This window comes from Variovorax gracilis (assembly GCF_030317115.1).
In the GTDB taxonomy this organism is placed as follows: Bacteria; Pseudomonadota; Gammaproteobacteria; order Burkholderiales; family Burkholderiaceae_C; genus Variovorax; species Variovorax gracilis.
The window spans coordinates 100,635-117,504 of the sequence record NZ_JASZYF010000001.1; the positions used below are offsets into that span (position 1 = coordinate 100,635).

Sequence of the window (16,870 nt, forward strand, 5' to 3'; positions counted from 1 at the left end):
TCGCTGGAGGTGCGGATCAACGCCGATCGACCAGCGCGTGGGCGATGGTTCCGAGGTCGACGTATTCGAGTTCGCTGCCGGCCGGAACACCGCGCGCCAGCCGCGTCACCGTCAGGCCACGCTGCTTGAGCGCCTCGCCGATCACATGAGCAGTCGCCTCGCCTTCGGCCGTGAAGTTGGTGGCGAGGATGACTTCGCTGACGATGCCGTCGAGGACACGCTCGAACAGCTTCGCGAGGCCGATGTCCTTCGGCCCGATGCCGTCGAGCGGACTGAGCTTGCCCATGAGCACGAAGTAGTAGCCACGAAACGCACCCGTGCGTTCGAGCGCAGCCTGATCGGCCGGCGTCTCGACCACGCAGATCTTCGTGCCATCACGGCGAGCGTCCTGGCACACGCTGCAGATGGCCGCCTCGGTGAAGGTATTGCAACGCTCGCAATGCCGCACATTGTTCGCTGCCTGCTCCAACGCGCGCGCCAGCATCTGCGTGCCGGCGCGATCGTGTTGCAGCAAATGGAAGGCCATGCGCGAGGCGGATTTCGCGCCGACGCCAGGCAGGCGCCGCAATGCCTCGACCAGCGCATCGAGCGAGCTGGAATCTGCCATTCAGGCCAGACGGCACATCAGAACGGCAGCTTCATGCCGGGCGGAAGGCCCGGCATGCCGGCGGTGAGCTTGCCCATTTTCTGCTCGCTGGTTTCCTCGGCCTTGCGCACCGCAGCGTTGAAAGCCGCGGCCACGAGGTCCTCGAGCATGTCCTTGTCATCGGCCAGCAGGCTGGGGTCGATCGTGATGCGCTTGACGTCGTGCTTGCACGTCATCACGACCTTCACGAGGCCCGCACCCGATTCGCCTTCGACCTCGATGGTGGCCAGTTCTTCCTGCGCCTTCTTGAGGTTGTCCTGCATTGCCTGCGCCTGCTTCATGAGGCCGGCCAGTTGTCCTTTGTTGAACATCGTTGGTCCTGTCGATCGGTTAATTGAGAATGGATGAATAAAACTCAGGCGGGCCGCAGCGTACCCGGAACAATCCGCGCGTCCCAATCGCGCATCATCGATTGCACTTCGGGATCGTTGCGAATCGCCTCCTCGGCCAAGCGCTGGCGCTCGTCCGCCGCCTGCTTGTTGCGGCGCGCCGGGCTATCGACCACCGCACCGATCTCGATGGCGATTTTCACGCCATGGCCGAGGGTCGCAAGCGCAGCCTGCAACTTCTCCCGACTGCTGGTCTGGTTGAGCGATTCGCGCTCGACGCGCAGCAGCCACTGATCGACGTCGCGCGCGACCAGTTGGGATTGCAGAGCGAGTTCGCGTGACAGCGCCGCGATGGCCTCCGCCGCGACCAATTGCGTGACCGTCGCGTACCAGAAATCGCCCTCCTCGCTCGGCTGGATCGGCGCCGAGACCGCAACGGACTCGCCCTCGCGCGCGCCGGGTGGCGGTTGCACGCGGACCTGCATGGCGACCACTTTCGTGGCGACAGCCGCGACTTCGGCGGGAGCCGCCGGCCTGGGCGGAGCCGCAGCGCTCAGCGAAGGTGCATCCACGACCGGAAGGCGATGCCCCGGAGGCGCCGTCGAAGACGCGACGGGCGCCATCGAATCGGCTGGCGCAACGTACGACCGCGCAGCAATCTCCTCGGACACGGCGCGTGGCGCTTCCGCCACGGGCGGCCGAGCTTCATTCAGAGTTTTTTTTTCCACGCCGGCCGAGCCGGTGGGCTTGAACGCCAGCAGGCGCAACAGGACCATCGTGAGCGCGGCGTATTCGTCCGGGGCGAGCCCCAGTTCGCCGCGGCCGTGCAGGCACAGGCTGTACAGCAACTGCGTCTCGTCCGCCGGCATCAACGCCGCGAGGCGTGCCGTTTCGGCCGCGTCGGGGTCCGCACTGCCGCCCGCTTCCGTGCGCGAAGGCACCGCCTGCATCACCGCCATGCCTTGCAGCACGGTGGTCATTTCCTCGAGGGTGGACGCAGCCGACAAGCCATCCCGGCGCAACCCCTCGGAGGTATCCACCACCGTCTTGCCGTCGCCCTGCGCCAGCGCCTCGATGAGGCGATACACGTGCCCCCGATCGACGCTGCCCAGCATCTGCCGCACGCCGCTTTCCAGCAGTTCGCCGTTGCCGAAGGCGATCGCCTGGTCGGTCAGCGACAACGCATCGCGCATCGAGCCACGCGCCGCGCGCGCGATCAGGCGAAGCGCGAGCGGCTCGGCCGGCACGGTTTCGGTCTGCAGCACGCTCGTGAGGTGTTCAAGAACAGTTTCGGGCGCCATCGGCCGCAGGTTGAACTGCAGGCAACGCGAGAGCACCGTGACCGGCACCTTCTGCGGGTCGGTCGTGGCCAGCACGAACTTGAGGTATTCGGGCGGCTCCTCGAGCGTCTTCAGCATGGCGTTGAACGCATGGCCGGTGAGCATGTGCACTTCGTCGATCATGAAGACCTTGAAGCGGCCCTGTACCGGCTTGTAGACCGCCTGCTCAAGCAGCGCCTGCACCTCGTCGACACCTCGGTTCGATGCCGCGTCGAGCTCGGTGTAGTCAACGAAGCGGCCCGCATCGATGTCCCTGCACGCCTGGCATATGCCGCACGGCGTGGCGGTGATGCCGCCCTGTCCGTCGGGGCCCTGGCAGTTGAGCGACTTCGCCAGGATGCGCGAGACGGTGGTCTTGCCGACGCCGCGCGTTCCGGTGAAGAGATAGGCGTGGTGCAGCCGTTGCGAGGTAAGCGCGTTTTCGAGCGCCTGGACGACATGCTCCTGGCCCACCATCTCGCTGAAGGTTTTGGGACGGTGTTTGCGAGCGAGCACGAGATAGGCCATCGGCGCATTTTAGGGGGGCGCGGGACCCGCCCTCGCGCCAGCCTAGGCCATCTTGCAGATGGATTTAGCGCGTCCCGCGCCTAGCATGAAAACTCCATCGAGGAGACCGACATGCCCACCGCGCCACGAAAAAAAGCCGCCGGCACCGCCGCGGCCGGAAGTTCCAGGCCAGCCGGTGCTGCAGGCGCGCGCCGCTATTGCGTGCAGCCCGTGCAGACGGCGCGCCAGTTCGACCCCAGCGTGGCACCAGGCCGCGCCAGTGCCATCATGTCCGCCAGCAAGAAATGGGTGAACGGCACCCAACTCACCTACTACTGCTTCAAACGCGGCGATGCCGTGCCGGCAGCATGGCAAGGCAACACCGCCGACATCGGCGTCGTCGGCGACGCGTTCGAGGCCTGGGCCAAGCTGGGCATCGGCATCAGCTTTCGCAAGGTGGATGCGCCGGAAGACGCCATGGTGCGCATTGGGTTCGACCAGCAGGACGGCTCCTGGTCCTATGTGGGCCGCGATGTACTTGGAACCAGGTCGCCGCAGGAACGCACGATGAATTTCGGCTGGCCGCTCACGACCGACTACGGGCACGACACGGCACTGCACGAGATCGGCCACACCATCGGACTGGAGCACGAGCACCAGAACCCGAACGCCGGCATTACCTGGAACCGGGAGGCCGTGGTGGCCTATTTCTCCGGGCCGCCCAACAACTGGGAGCAGTCGCAGATCGAGTGGAACATCCTGCGCAAGATCCCGACCTCGCAAATCAAGGGCACGACGTGGGATCCGGATTCGGTCATGGAGTACCAGTTCGACGCTGGGCTCATCGAAGCCCCTGCAAAGTACACCGCCGGGCTCACCCCCAGGGGAGGACTCTCCTACGCCGACAAGGCCTGGGTCGTCGAGTCCTATCCCGGCGTCCGGGCGCCCAGTACCTCGACGCTGAAGGTGGGGCTCTCGCAACTGCTCAAGCTCAAAGCCGGCGAGACGCGCACCTTCGACTTCGTGCCGACACGCACCCGCACTTACAACATCGGGACTTTCGGGACTTCCGACACGGTGCTGGTCCTGTTCGAGGTCACGCCCACCGGCAACGTGCAGATCGCGGGTGCCGACGACAGCGGAACCGACCTCAACGCGAAGGTCAGCATGCGACTGCAGAAGGGGCGGCACTATCAAATCGGCGTGCGCCTGTACTACGCCGACGCGGCGCTTGAAACCTCGCTGATGGCTTGGTGAAGCGAGTCGCCTACAATCCTCGGTTGACGGGCCTCCCCGCATGGTGAAGTGGCCAACCGGGTCAGGTGGGGAACCAAGCAGCCCTAACTGCGTAGTCAGTGCCGGGGGTAAGGCTCGTCAACCTAACAATCCAGAAGCCGTGAGTCTTGATAGCTCACGCGCGTCCCAAGGGGCTAGGCGCCCCAAATTCGTCTCCATCGCTCTCGCAACCCGCCCGGGCTTTCGAGCGGCTCAAGATACTGTATGCACATACAGTATTTCAAGTAGAATTCGTCGTCCCCAAGAACAACATCGAGGCGACAGCATGACCCCTTCCATCCCTACCCTTGCCGCCGCGCGGGTGCTTCCGTTCACACCCCGGCCGCACATCGTCAGGCGTTCATCCTGGCCGTTTCCCGTCGCGCAGGAGAAAGGCGGGAGCGACGTTCTCAGGGGCCACGCGGCACGCATCATCGCCACCACGGCGCGACACTGGGAAGTACGGCGCTAAGGCCGTACGCAAGTCCCTTCAAGGATCTACCCGAAACGGTCGAGCACGCCTCGCGCAGCAGCGGCACCCGAGGCCATGGACGCGGTCAGGAGATAGCCGCCGGTCGGCGCTTCCCAATCCAACATCTCGCCAGCGAAGAAGACCCCGGGCAATGCGGTGCTCATCAGCTTGTCGTCCAGCGCATCGAAGCGAACGCCGCCTGCAGTGCTGATCGCCTCGTCGATGGGCCTCGGCGCGACCAGGCGAAGCGGCACGGCCTTGATGGTTGCGGCCAGCTTTTCGGGCACGTGCATTTCGTCGCGCGAAAGCACTTCGTGCAGTACGCCGGCCTTGATGCCCTCAAGGCCGAGCCGGCTCTTCAAGTGACTGGCGACGGAGCGCGAACCGCGCGGATGCAGCACCGCGGCACACACCTGCTCCGCGCTGCGATCGGGCAGCAGGTCGAGCAGCAAGGTGGCGCTTCCATTGGTGGCGATTTCATCGCGCAGCAACCCCGAGGCCGCGTAGATCAGGCTGCCTTCGATACCCGTCGCGGTCGCAACGAATTCGCCCTTGCGGACAAACCGATGGCCTCTGGCATCCGTGAAAGAGATCGCGACCGACTTGAAGGGCATGCCCGCAAAGCGCTCGGCAAAGAACGGCGTCCACTGCAGGTCGAAGCCGCAGTTGGCTGGTGCGAGAGGCGCAACTTGCACGCCGCGCTCCGACACCCACGGCACCCACGCGCCATCGGAGCCAAGGCGCGACCAGCTTGCCCCGCCGAGCGCGAAGACCACGGCATCGAAAGGCGCCACGACCTCACCGGCAGCGGTTGCAAAACGCAGCGCGGTCGCAGGTTGCGCAGGATCGGACCAGCCGAGCCACCGATGCCGCATATGGAACTGCACGCCGGCGTGCCGCAAGCGATGCAGCCACGCGCGCAACAGCGGCGCCGCCTTCATGTCCTTGGGAAACACGCGCCCGGAGGTGCCGACAAAGGTCTCGATGCCCAAGCCGTGCGCCCACTCGCACAACGCGTCGGGCCCCAGGCGGCGAAGCAGCGGTTCGATCTGAGCGCGGCGCTCGCCGAAACGGCCTGCGAAGGCATCGAAGGGTTCTGAATGCGTGAGGTTGAGGCCGCCGCGTCCTGCGAGCAGGAACTTGCGTCCGACGGAAGGCATAGCGTCGTACAGATGCACCTGCACGCCCTGCGTGCTGAGAACTTCGGCCGCCATCAATCCGGCGGGACCGCCGCCGACGACGGCGACGCGTTGATCTTGTTTCATTCGAGTGTGACCAGTTCGCCCTGCCCGGTCAGGAACGCAGCGCGAACCGTCTCGCCGGGATAGGCTTGTTGCACCGCATCGCGGTAGCGGTTGAGTTGAGCGATCAGGCTCGCGTCGCGTTCGGGTCGGGCAGCGGACTTGTAGTCGAGCACCCACCACGCACCGCTCTCGCGATGGCGAACCAGGCGATCGATGCGCAGCGTCTGGCCTTCATGGATCAGCGTGACCTCATTGCCGTGCCAGTCGAGGGAGTCGCCATCCCAAGCCCATGCGCCCTTGCCGGAGCGAATCCGCTGCGCCAGGGCCGCTGCGGCACGCGCCGCCTGCAGGTCGAGCGAGAACTCGCGCGCCGCGGCGCGCAAATGCTCGACGGGCAACGGAGCCCCGGGCTGCGCCCACTCGAGCAGCCGGTGCATGGCCTGCCCCATTGCGGAAGCCCGTGTGTCGACATCCGCAACGGTGAGGATCGCTGGTCGCGCCGTTGGAGCCGCCATCGGTTCCGGCAGGCGCAGCATCTGGAATGAGGCGGGGACATGGGCAGAAGCCACAGGCGCGGTGCCCGTCACGTCGTCAATCAGTTCGCAGCGCGCCTCCAACCGAGCCCACCAGCTCTGGGCGTTCGGCCGAGCTGCGGACACGGCAGAGACGACAAGTTCTCCCCGGGCTCGCGTCGTCGCCACATAAAGCGCGTTGATCTCCTCGCGATGTCTCGCAGCCTGCTCCTGCGCGAGGTCATCGACCGTGCAGGCCGGCGGATTCTTTTCGCTCGCCATGAACACGAAGCGCTCGGGCGCGGGCGCATGGCCCGGCCACTTCACGAGCACGCCCATGGTCTGGGCACGCTGTGCCGATGCATCGGTGTCCAGCAGCAGCACGAGTTCGGCTTCGAGGCCCTTGGCGCCGTGGACCGTCAGAAGCTGCACGGCATCGGCCACCGTGACCGAAGGCGCACGGACGCCGCCCGCGCGAAGCGCGCGCACGAAACCATAGGCCGTCGCAAAGCGCGCGCCGTCGAGTTCGAGCGATGCGGCCAGCAGGCCGCGCAGATTGGCCAGCACGCTGGTGCGCAGCGCGGCAGGCGCGGCGGCCGCGAACTTTTCAAGCACGTCCCCATCATGGAAGATCGCGCTCAACGCATCATGCGGCGGCAACGCGGCGAACCATTGCTGCCACTTCCGCAGACGCGGGCCGACGCCGGCGAGCGGCTCCGGCCAGCCCGGCGCCTGCAGGAGATCGAACCAGCTCGCGCGGTCCGCTCGCTGACGCAGCGCGAGTTGCACCAGCGCGTCGTCGTCGACGCCCCATAACGGCGACTTGAGTGCCCGTGCAAGCGACAGGTCATGGTCCGGAGAGACCAGCACGTCGATCAGCGCCACCAGGTCCTGCACCTCGGGAGCGTCGTTCAGTTCGTTCTTCTCGGGCTGCTGGACTGCGATGTGCAGCTTGCGCAGCTCATCCTGCAAGACCGCCAGCCGGCTGCGCCGGCGCGCCAGCACCATGATCCGGCTCGGCGCCAGGCCGCCGGCGATGCGCTCGGCAATCCAGCGCGCGGCCTGTTCGCACTCCCTCTGCAAGAGCTTCTCCTCCGGCAGCACGCGTGGCGTGGTGAGGCTGTCGCGCCACGGCAGCGCGCCATCGGCATCGACGAACGGCTCGCTGGCCGCTTCGGCAACCCCTATCGAATCGCGCGCGATCAGCGGCAGTTTGCGGATTCGCCCCGGCACGCGCGACTCGGTCGTATGGTTGCGGAATCCGCTGAATTCACCGGCCTGCTGGGCGTCCTGCATCGCCGCATTGACCAGCCCAACCACCTCCTGCGCATTGCGGTGCGTGTGGTCGCAATTCAGCAGATCGCCACCGAGGCCCTGCTGGACGAATTGCTTGGCCGCGATGAAAACCTGCGGCTCGGCGCGCCGGAAACGGTAGATGCTCTGCTTCGGATCGCCCACGATGAACACGCCCGGACGCCGCCCACCGGCGCCCGCGTAGCTGCCGAGCCAGCCATTGAGAGCCTGCCATTGCAGGGGGTTGGTGTCCTGGAACTCGTCGACCAGCAGGTGCCGCACCCGCGCATCGAGCCGCTCCTGTACCCAGCCCCAGAGTTCCGCGTTGCCCAGCAGAAGGTGCGCAGCCTGCTCGACGTCGTTCATGTCGACCCAGCCGTTGGCAGCCTTGACCTCCGCGAAGCAGACGTTCAGCAACCGCGCGAGCCGAGCCATGCGTTGCTGGTAGAGCCAGGCTTCGTGCTGCGCCTGGGCAGCACAGTATTGCAGCGCGCGCTCCTGCGCGGCCCGCACATCGTCGAGCCCCGCCAGCTTCTCGCTGAACTTGCGCGGTTCGCCCTTCTGGGTCAGCAACGCATCGAGCACGCCGGCCGCCTGGCCTTCGGTCACGGCCTGCTCGAGTTCGACGCCCCTGCGCGAAAAGGTCGGCGCGCTCGCGCGTCCCAGCGCGCGGGCCGCGGCCAGCATCGTGCTGCGCCATGCGGCGTCATGAAGGAGGACGACTTCCGGCGATTCGGCGCCCGCGAAGGCCGGATACATCTCGCCCATCGGCGTCACCGCCTCGTCGACCGCGTCGTGTGCGTCCGCCAGCGCGAACTCGACGCGGCGCGTCAGGGCATCGTCCAGCGCCTTGGCGACCTGCGAACGGCCATGGGTCGCGACCAGCGCGTGGTAGTCGGCCGATGCAGCTTCGTCGGAGGAGACCGCCGCAAAAAAGGGTCGCCAAACTCGCACCCGGGCCTCGGCATCGTCCTCCAGCAACTGGTAGTTGGCCGGCAACCGAAGTCGCTCCAGCACCGCGACCGGTGCGCTCCGAAGCAGGCCGGCGAACCACGCATGGAAGGTGCGGAACTGTACGGGGCGACCGCCCGCGAGCAGCTCGCGATAAAGCCCTTGAAGCCGCGGGGCGGCAGCTTCTGCGGCCGACGGGTTCATGCCCCGCATCACCAGTTCCGGCGCCAGTTCGGACACCGGTTGCTCGGCGAACTTCTCAAGCCATTGATCCAGGCGCTCGCGCATTTCGCCGGCCGCCTTCTTGGTGAAGGTGATCGCCAGGATCTCATGCGGCGCACAGGCGCCCTCGCCCTCCTCCAGCAATGCGCGGACGACACGCGACACCAGCATCCAGGTCTTGCCCGCGCCCGCGCAGGCTTCTACCGCCACCGAGCGGCGCGGATCGCAGGCAATGGCATAGAAGCGCTCGCGCGAGACGTGGACGCCGTTGTGTTCGTAGGCTGCGGCGGCGTTCATTTCGGCGTTCGTATCGGCGCTCATTCGGCCACTTCCCAGAAATCCTTGCGGCAGAGGCCGCGGGCTGAACAGTGCTCGCACACCTGCCCTTCGCCGAGGGCCGGCAGCGCCGCACCCCGGCCGATGCGGGCAAGATCGTCCATCACGCCGGCTACCAGCGCATCGCGCGCAGCCACGACATCCTCCTGCTCGAAGGTGCGCGTGCCCGATGCCTTTTCTCCGACGTTGACATAGGCCGCGCGCAAGCTGTCGTCGGGAAACAAGGCGGCGTAGAACGCAAGCTGCGTGTCCTCCGTCGGCTCCTTGACGCGTTCACGGGTCTTGTCGGCGGATTCGGTCTTGTAGTCGATCACGAAGGCCCTGCCGTCCGGCGTCGAGTCGACGCGGTCCAGGCGACCGATGAGCTTGACGCTGCCCAGCGGCACTTCCTTCCACGGCTCGGCCTCGACGAACACCGCGCCTTCACCCGCTTCGTGCCCGGCCAGCCAGGCCAGGTAGCCCTCGCGCACGGCCGGCCAGGCCGCGGCAAAGGGGAGGAATTCAGCCTTCGACAGGCCAAACTCGCGGGTCGCAAGGTCTTCCGCGACAGCCATCACGGCGCGTCGCGACTGGAGGTCGGAGGTCGGGCTGTCCTTCAAGGCTTCGTGGAAATGGCCGAGCACGGCGTGGAGCCAGTTGCCGAAGTCGCGCTTGTCGATCTCGGCATCGAGTTCATCGCTGCTGCGCAAGCCGAGTTGCCGCAATGCGAAGAAGCGGTACGGGCAGCGGCGCAAGTCCTCGTAGGCAGTCGACGACAAGGTGGCGGGCACGAGCGCTTCGCCGCGTGGTTGCGGATGCGCAGTCGGCCGCGCCTCCACTTGCATGGGCTTGCGCGGGTCTGCGGCAGCGGCCGCGGAATGGTCGAGGTGCAGCATCTGCACGAGCGGGCTGGGCCGCACGGGCTCGCCGCTGGCGTCGAACGCGCGCCAAAGCACGTCGCAGTGCGGCGCCCGCATCGCGATCGCCCACGCTGCGCGCTGCGCAGCCTCCAGGGCCTCGCGCGAAGGCAGTGAAAGCCCGGCGCGCTGTGCGGGATTCCAGTCTCCCGGCGGCTCGGGGGAAGCAGGCAGGCGCTGGTCGTCGCACCCCGGCACCACGACCGCCGCGAAGGCTCGGCCAAGCAACTGGTGCAGCGGCAGGACGACGACTTGCGGGATCTCGGTGCCCGCGGGCGCCAGCACGAAGCTCGCCGCTTCGAGCACGTCGCGCACCCAGGCCGTGAACTCGGCCAGCGTGCAGCGCGTGCCACGGATCTCGCCGTCATCGGCGTCGAGGTAGAGCGCGGAGATCACCTCGATGCCGGCCACGTCGCCGGCCAGGTCCGCCCATTGACCGCCGGCTTCGAGCAGCGTCCGGGTCGCCTTCAGCCAGTCGCCGAGCGGCCGGGCACGGGTGAACACGGCCCGCAGGGCTTCGACGGCTTCGGTGAAGGGCAGGAGCCTCGAATCCTGTGGCTTGTCGCTGGCAGCGGCCAGGGAGCACCAACTGCGCCAATCGCGCATGCCGCGATCGCGCAGGCGCGCTTCGAGCAACAGGACGGCGCGGCCATCGAAGGCGCCGGCGCACTTGAGCCAGTCGAGCACCTGGTCGCTGCTCGCATCGTGGGCACAGGCGCGCAGCGCGCTCATCAGGTTCGCGGCGGCACGCGTGGTCGAGAGCTTCCAGCCAGTCTCGTCGTGGGGCAGCACGCCATGCGCTGCGAGTTGCGCACTGATGCGGCGGGTCAGCGCGCGGTCGGTGGCGACGAGTGCCACAGGGGCCCGGTTTTCCGCCAGATGGCGCAGCACGCACGCCGCGGCGCGCTCCGCCTCGTCTTCAGGATCGGCCGCCGCGTGCAAATCGGCGACGCAGGCCGCCGCATCCAAGGTCGCGAGCGGCAGGTGCAAGGCGCGTTCGCCGAGCAGTGTGGCGAGCTTGCGGGTGAGCGAATCGACCTGAAGGCCATCCAGCACGATCAGTTGATCGACCTGCGAGAGCGCATTCCCCGTGAGCAGCACATCGGTCGCGTAGCTGGAGGTGGATGCCCACGCCAGCGCAATGCCGTTCAGGGCGCTCTCGATATCGAACCATTCAGACCCCTTGCCCGCCCCCACGATGGCGCCGATGCGCTCGGCCCATGCCGCGCGTTCGTCGGGATGCTCGGCAGCGGCCAGCGGCGCAAGCTGCAGCACGATCTCGACCAGGCGCCCCGCGAGCGCGTTGCGCGACGCCGAAAAACCGGTGCGCGCCAGCAACGACTGGGCGGTCAGCAGATCACGCGCCATGTCGAAGGCGATGTCGTCGACGCCGGGCGCGAAACCGCCCACGCTGCGCGCCCAGTTCCGCGTGGTCTCGAAGCGCGGCGCGAATCCCGGCGTGCCGTGGGCTGCCCACATGCCGCGTGCCACTTGCATCAGTTGCGCATAAGGGACGAGCACCACGGTGCGCGCGGCGTGGAGTCGTCGCTCGGACAGGACTTGGGCAATGCGCCTGACAATGCCATGGGCCGGGTCGCACCAAAGCGCGTGCGCCGGATGGCGCTCAGATGAATGCATGGGGTGTAGTTGGGGGGCTTTGGCTATCGGGGCCATAGCTTGCGCGTCGGCCACGCCGACACTTGGTTTCTGTCACAATGACCCGCACTTTAGCTGCACCGAAACTCTCCGCGCAGAAGGACACATCCATGGCCAGCGACCTCATCAAACACATCTCCGACTCTTCTTTCGAAGCCGACGTGCTCCAGTCCGGCAAGCCTGTCCTGGTGGACTACTGGGCCGAATGGTGCGGTCCTTGCAAGATGATCGCCCCGATCCTCGACGAGGTCTCCAACACCTACGAAGGCAAGCTGCAGATCGCCAAGATGAACGTCGACGAGAACCGCGACATCCCCGCCAAGTTCGGTATCCGGGGCATCCCGACCTTGATGCTGTTCAAGGACGGCCAACTGGCCGCCACCAAGGTCGGTGCGATGAGCAAGGCTCAGCTCACCGCCTTCATCGACCAGCAGCTCGCCTGAGCACCCCCTTGCTGCCTGCGCGCAACGCGCCGGCAGCTTTTCCCTTTTTCCTGTCATAATTCCCCGCAGATCACCGGCCCATTCAGGTACCCGGTTCGAGTTCCCCGGTTTGTGAGGCATCTCTCGCCTCTTCCCAAACCTCCCCCTCCTGGTTTTTCGACAGATTTCCCCGCAAGGGGTCATTCCATGCACTTAAACGAACTCAAGGCACTCCACGTGTCCGAAGTCCTCAAGCAGGCCGAAGCCCTTGAGATCGAAAACGTCGGCCGCATGCGCAAGCAGGAGCTGATGTTCGCGATCATCAAGAAGCGCGCAAAGGCCGGTGAACAGGTTTTCGCCGACGGCGTGCTCGAGATCCTGCCGGACGGCTTCGGCTTCCTGCGCAGCCCCGACACCAGCTTCACGGCGAGCACGGACGACATCTACATCTCGCCGAGCCAGGTGCGCCGCTTCAACCTGCACACCGGCGACATGATCGAAGGCGAAGTGCGAACGCCCAAGGATGGCGAGCGCTACTTCGCGCTGACCAAGCTCGACAAGGTCAACGACGGCCTGCCCGAAGCGAACAAGCACAAGGTGATGTTCGAGAACCTGACGCCGCTGTTCCCCAAGGAACTGATGCGTCTGGAGCGCGACAACTTCAAGGGCGACGAGAACATCACCGGCCGCATCATCGACATCATCGCGCCGATCGGCAAAGGCCAGCGAGCCCTGCTGGTGGCCCCGCCCAAGAGCGGCAAGACGGTGATGATGCAGCACATCGCCCACGCGATCAGCGCCAACTACCCCGAAGTGCACATGATGGTGCTGCTGGTGGACGAGCGGCCCGAAGAAGTGACCGAAATGCAGCGCACGGTGAAGGGCGAGGTCATCGCATCGACCTTCGACGAACCCGCCGCGCGCCACGTGCATGTCGCCGAAATGGTGATCGAGCGCGCCAAGCGCCTGGTCGAGCTCAAGAAGGACGTGGTGATCCTGCTGGACTCGATCACCCGCCTCGCCCGCGCCTACAACAACGTCGTGCCTTCGTCGGGCAAGGTGCTGACCGGCGGCGTGGACTCCAACGCCCTGCAGCGCCCCAAGCGCTTCCTCGGCGCCGCGCGCAATGTGGAAGAAGGCGGCTCGCTCACCATCATCGGCACCGCGCTGATCGACACCGGCAGCCGCATGGACGAAGTGATCTTCGAAGAGTTCAAGGGCACCGGCAACTCCGAAATCCACCTCGACCGCCGCCTCTACGAGAAGCGCGTGTTCCCCTCGATCCAGCTCAACCGCAGCGGCACGCGCCGCGAAGAACTGCTGTTGCCGCCCGAGATCCTGCAGAAGACCCGCATCCTTCGCCAGCTCATGTACAACATGGACGAGATCGAGGCGATGGAGCTCATGCTCAAGAACATGAAGGCGACCAAGACCAATGTCGAGTTCTTCGACATGATGCGTCGCGGAGGCTGATCGCCTCCTTGCGCTGGCGTGAAGTCAGCGCACCGCCAGGGCCCGGCCTTCGGTCGCGCTCTGGCGTCCCAGGTCGAGCAATTCCATCAGTTCGACCGCCTGGTCCGGCGTCACCGGATTCGGCCCTTCTCCGTGGATCGCATCGCGAATCGCCGCGTAGTAGCCAACGTAGTTGCCTGCCAGGGTGGGCACGCCCCGCACCTGGACCCGGCCATCGTCGCGCATGATCGTGAGCTCGCCTTCGATCGGATCGACACCCCACCCCGCATCGCCTGGTCGGCCTCCTGCACGCAGCGCGTCCTCCTGTGGATCCACTCCCCGCTTGATATAGCTCCCGCGTGTGCCATGCACGATGTAGCGCGGCGCCGCGTACGCGGCCAGCGTCGTCGCGTGCAACACCACGCGCAGGGGTGCATGGGTGCCCTTGTCGTAGCGGAGCACGGCGTGGAAATAGTCTTCGACCAAGGCCCCGTCGCGCAGCGCGGCCGTGTCGAGCTGCAACGTGTCGGGCCGGCCGAACAATTGAACGGCCTGGTCGACCAGGTGGCGTTCGCGCACCTGCGGCCGGTAGCGGTCGAAATGCGACTCCAGATACACCGGCCGCCCCAAATCGCTACTGGCCAGCAGATTCCGCAGCGTCTGGAAATCCGAGTCGAAGCGGCGGTTCTGGTACACGGACAGCAGCCGGCCCTTCTGCTGGGCCAGGTCGGACAACTCGCGCGCCTGCACGGCGTCCAGCGTGAAGGGTTTGTCGACGATCACGTGCTTGCCGGCGGCGAGCGCAGCCTTGGCCAACGGGTGGTGCTGGGCGTTCGGCGCGGCGATCACGACGAGGTCGATGTCGGTTCGGCGCAACAATGCCTCGACGTCCGGGACCACATCAACGCCGGGCCAGTCCGTGTGGACCCTGTGCGGCTGCGAACTCGCCACGGCCCCCAGTTCCAGGCCCTCGACGGCCGACAGCACGGGGGCATGGAAGGTCTGGCCCGCGAATCCGTAGCCGACGAGGCCCGCGCGCAAGGTGCGCAAGGTGCGAAAAGGCATGATGAGGAGGCCTCTGGCGCTGAAAAGGCCCAGTATGCGATAATTGCGGGCTTAGCGAAAAGTGCAACACGGCGCCGTGCCGTGTCATCCCCACCAGGAGACTCCGGCCAACACCATGGCTTTCGGGATTCGTGGCGGGTTTGTGGCTCTCGCATCGACCAAAGGAAAGACCATGAAAGAAGGCATTCACCCGAACTACCGCGAAGTTCTGTTCGTCGACCTGTCGAACGGCTTCAAGTTCGTGACCCGTTCGTGCGCGAACACCAAGGAAATGGGCAAGACCGACGACGGTCGTGAACTGCCTCTGTACAAGCTCGATACCTCGAGCGAATCCCACCCGTTCTACACCGGCACGCAGAAGTCGGTCGACAACATGGGCGGTCGCGTCGAGAAGTTCCGCAACCGTTTCGGCAAGACCACCGGCGCTGCCTCCAAGTAAGGAAGGCGCTTCCGAGTCGAGGGCAGCCCGGTTTACCGCGCTGCCCTTTTTCTTTCCGACCTGACCACACGACCCTCTTCCGTTGAACCAGCCGACGCCCGCAATCGTTGCCCAGAGCGCCGTGCGCCGCCTGCCGCGCATCGCATTGCTGCTGCTGTGCGCGGCCTACCTCATGCCCGGACTGCTGGGTCGAGGGCCCTGGAAGAGCGCTGACATCGCAGCGTTCGGCTACATGGCCGAACTCGCAAAGGGCACCGGCGGCATCGCGCGATGGCTCGATCCGATGCTGTTCGGGCTACGGCCCGAGACACCAGCGCTCATCCCCTACTGGATCGGCGCCTGGGCGATCAAGATCGCGCCCGCATGGATCAACCCCGATCTCGCGGTTCGAATCGCCTTCGCGCTGCTGTTGTGGGGCACCTTCACCGCCACGTGGTACGCCGTGTACTACCTGGCCCGCACCCCTCGCGCACAGCCTGTGGCCTTCGCCTTCGGCGGCGAGGCGCGGCCTACCGACTACGCGCGTGCCATCGCCGATGGCGCACTGTTGGCGCTCATCGCCTGCCTTGGCCTGGCGCAGCTAGGCCACGAGACGACCCCGGCGCTCGCACAACTGTTCTTTACATCCCAATTGTTCTTCGGCGTCGCCGCGCTGCCCTATCGGCGCACCGGCGCGTTCATTGCATTGGCGATCGGCGCCATCGGACTCGCGCTGAGCGGCGGGCCGACCGTCGCGCTGATGCTCGGCTTCGGCTGCGTGGCGATCCTGTTCGCGGAACTCCGGCGCGCCGGCACCGAGGACACGTCGGAGACCGAGCCGACCTACGGCAAGGGCGCCATTGCGGCAGTCCTGGGCATCACAGTGCTGGCCGGCGCCTTGGCCATCGGGCTCGGCCTCCTGCAGTGGAAGATCGAACTGCCGGGCAGCCGTCCCGGCATCCGGCTGATCTCCGATCTGCGCAGCCAGGCCAAATTGCTGCTGTGGTTCACCTGGCCGGCCTGGCCGCTCACGGTGTGGACGATCTGGCGCTGGCGACGCCAGCTCACGGCACGGCACGTCGCGCTGCCGCTGTGGTTCGCGCTCGTCCCGCTGTTCGCCACCTGGACCACCAGCTTCTCCGAGCGTTCGTTGCTGCTCGCGCTCCCAGCGTTCGCGACGATGGCCGCCTTTGCGCTACCGACCTTGCGGCGCAGCGTCTCCGCGCTGATCGACTGGTTCACGCTGCTGTTCTTCACCAGTACCGCGGTGATGATCTGGGGCTACTGGATCGCCCTGCAGACCGGCTTTCCGCCCAAGATGGCCACCAGCGTCACCCGCCTGGTGCCGGGCTTCGTGCCTTCGTTCTCCTGGCTCACGCTGACCTTCGCAGTCGCCGCGACGATTGCCTGGGGCTGGCTCGTGCGCTGGCGGACCGGTCGCCACCGGGCCGCACTCTGGAAAACGCTGGTGTTGCCGGCCGGCGGCGCCGCGTTGTGCTGGTTGCTCGGCACCACGCTCTGGCTGCCGGCGCTGGACCACGCGCTGAGCTACGCGCCGCAAGTCCGCGTCATTTCCGAGCGCGTGGGCCAGCCCTCCTGCCTTTCGACGCTCGCGCTCAGCCGGCCGCACATCGCGGCGCTGCGGCACCATGGGCATTTCAACCTGCAGCACTTGTCGGCGGAGGGCGCCAACTGTCCCTGGCTGGTCGTCGGCCCCGACGGCGTCGGCTACCTGCACAAGATCGTGAACCTCGAAGGCTGGCGCCTCATCGGCACCTTCCGCCGCCCGACCAGCGCGAGCGACGACCTGCTGCTCTTCCAACGGACTGCACCGGCCGGTGGCTAGCGAAAGGCG

The 16,870-nt window shown here is 66.6% G+C and carries 12 protein-coding genes and 1 other RNA gene; 6 read left to right on the forward strand and 7 right to left on the reverse strand.

What is annotated here, in order from left to right; translation table 11 throughout:
- Positions 1-16 precede the first annotated feature (16 nt).
- From recR to dnaX, 3 genes are read right to left on the reverse strand one after another with little or no spacing between them, the layout of a single operon-like run.
- Positions 17-607, reverse strand: coding sequence for a recombination mediator RecR (gene recR, locus QTH97_RS00520; RefSeq protein ID WP_286566012.1), 591 nt, complete (start codon positions 605-607; stop codon positions 17-19).
- 17 nt (positions 608-624) lie between these two features.
- Positions 625-957 carry a YbaB/EbfC family nucleoid-associated protein gene (locus QTH97_RS00525; protein WP_012747441.1) on the reverse strand — a complete coding sequence of 111 codons (333 nt, stop codon included), beginning with the start codon at positions 955-957 and terminating at the stop codon, positions 625-627.
- A 44-nt stretch (positions 958-1,001) separates the two neighbouring features.
- On the reverse strand, positions 1,002-2,822 hold the full coding sequence (gene dnaX / locus QTH97_RS00530) for a DNA polymerase III subunit gamma/tau (protein WP_286566013.1): 1,821 nt from the start codon (positions 2,820-2,822) through the stop codon (positions 1,002-1,004).
- Positions 2,823-2,933: 111 nt separating this feature from the next.
- On the opposite strand from dnaX, the gene QTH97_RS00535 reads away from it, so the two are divergent.
- Positions 2,934-4,058, forward strand: a complete 1,125-nt coding sequence (locus tag QTH97_RS00535) for a M12 family metallopeptidase (RefSeq protein WP_286566014.1) — start codon at positions 2,934-2,936, stop codon at positions 4,056-4,058.
- 25 nt (positions 4,059-4,083) lie between these two features.
- An RNA gene (ffs, locus tag QTH97_RS00540) (signal recognition particle sRNA small type) lies at positions 4,084-4,180 on the forward strand.
- A 394-nt stretch (positions 4,181-4,574) separates the two neighbouring features.
- Here the strand turns inward: ffs and QTH97_RS00545 are convergent.
- The 3 genes from QTH97_RS00545 to QTH97_RS00555 are packed head-to-tail and all read right to left on the reverse strand — an operon-like array spanning position 4,575 to position 11,640.
- Complete coding sequence (locus tag QTH97_RS00545; protein WP_286566016.1) at positions 4,575-5,813, reverse strand: TIGR03862 family flavoprotein; 1,239 nt, start codon at positions 5,811-5,813, stop codon at positions 4,575-4,577.
- Positions 5,810-9,091: a UvrD-helicase domain-containing protein gene (locus tag QTH97_RS00550; protein ID WP_444813352.1), complete on the reverse strand. Its 3,282-nt coding sequence runs from the start codon at positions 9,089-9,091 to the stop codon at positions 5,810-5,812. Before QTH97_RS00550 ends, QTH97_RS00545 begins: the two co-directional genes overlap by 4 nt.
- On the reverse strand, positions 9,088-11,640 hold the full coding sequence (locus tag QTH97_RS00555) for a PD-(D/E)XK nuclease family protein (protein WP_286566018.1): 2,553 nt from the start codon (positions 11,638-11,640) through the stop codon (positions 9,088-9,090). Before QTH97_RS00555 ends, QTH97_RS00550 begins: the two co-directional genes overlap by 4 nt.
- A 128-nt stretch (positions 11,641-11,768) precedes the next feature.
- On the opposite strand from QTH97_RS00555, the gene trxA reads away from it, so the two are divergent.
- Together trxA and rho are read left to right on the forward strand one after the other, a co-directional pair.
- A complete protein-coding gene (gene trxA / locus QTH97_RS00560; RefSeq protein ID WP_286566019.1) occupies positions 11,769-12,101 on the forward strand; it encodes a thioredoxin TrxA in 333 nt (110 codons plus the stop codon).
- Positions 12,102-12,287: 186 nt separating this feature from the next.
- The gene (gene rho, locus QTH97_RS00565) at positions 12,288-13,553 is read left to right on the forward strand and encodes a transcription termination factor Rho (RefSeq protein ID WP_286566020.1); all 1,266 of its coding nucleotides are present in this window, start codon (positions 12,288-12,290) and stop codon (positions 13,551-13,553) included.
- Between the two features lie 24 nt (positions 13,554-13,577).
- Here rho and QTH97_RS00570 read toward each other — a convergent pair whose 3' ends face one another.
- A complete protein-coding gene (locus tag QTH97_RS00570) occupies positions 13,578-14,597 on the reverse strand; it encodes an oxidoreductase (protein ID WP_286566022.1) in 1,020 nt (339 codons plus the stop codon).
- A gap of 172 nt (positions 14,598-14,769) precedes the next feature.
- On the opposite strand from QTH97_RS00570, the gene QTH97_RS00575 reads away from it, so the two are divergent.
- On the forward strand, positions 14,770-15,036 hold the full coding sequence (locus QTH97_RS00575; protein WP_286566023.1) for a type B 50S ribosomal protein L31: 267 nt from the start codon (positions 14,770-14,772) through the stop codon (positions 15,034-15,036).
- A gap of 82 nt (positions 15,037-15,118) precedes the next feature.
- Entirely contained in the window at positions 15,119-16,861 is a 1,743-nt protein-coding gene (locus tag QTH97_RS00580) for a hypothetical protein (protein ID WP_286566024.1), read from the forward strand.
- Positions 16,862-16,870: the final 9 nt, after the last annotated feature.